This window comes from Actinoplanes sp. ATCC 53533 (assembly GCF_003947245.1).
On record NZ_QHHV01000647.1, the window covers coordinates 1 to 666 of the forward strand.

The 666-nt window shown below is 66.5% G+C and carries 1 protein-coding gene; it reads right to left on the reverse strand.

The annotated features are described in order from the left end of the window. Nucleotides 1-51: 51 nt before the first annotated feature. Nucleotides 52-666: hypothetical protein (locus DMB66_RS60450; protein WP_125812737.1), on the reverse strand; the 615-nt coding region annotated here is incomplete at its 5' end.

Consider the following 666-nt stretch of genomic DNA (forward strand, 5'->3'; position numbering starts at 1 on the left):
ACCAGAGACGCGATGCCGCAGCGAGAGCAGCCGCAGGCAGCTGCATGAACCCTATGCGACGCCGGGACGCGGGCAGTTGCCGGCAGTCCAGGTGTCGTAAGGGATCACCCAGTTCAAGCAGTAGTCTCCGGTGCGCTGCTGGGTGCTGTCGGCGGTCAACGTGCTGACGTCGTCGCGCCAGTACCGGGCGTCGCCGCCGCCGGAAGGGCGCAGTTGGACGTTGTCGACCGTCACTGGAGGCACGTCGATGCGGGTCGGGCGGCGAGGGTCGGTGTAGACCTCGACGTACTGCTCGACGTACGCGCTCGGTCCGATCGGCAACTTCTGGGCGGTCAACAACTGCCACCGATTGTTCCACCATAGCCACGCCTGCCAGACGCCGTCGGCGCCGGTTCGGACCTCCAGCCATACCTTGTCGCCGGGATTGATGGCGTATTGTTCATAGAATTGCCACGCTCCGCTGTTGGTATCGAAGGTGTAGACGCGCTGACGGCCAGAGCCGGCCCAGCCGGTCTCGGCCCAGCCCGCCTCGAGCCACGCGATGCTGCCGCTGCCCATGTCGCGCTTGACCATGAACCGGCCAGCCACGAAGTCGTAGGTGTTCTGGCGCACGGCGGCGTCCACGACCGACATACGCCCCGAGACACCGTTCCACTCCCCGCCGGT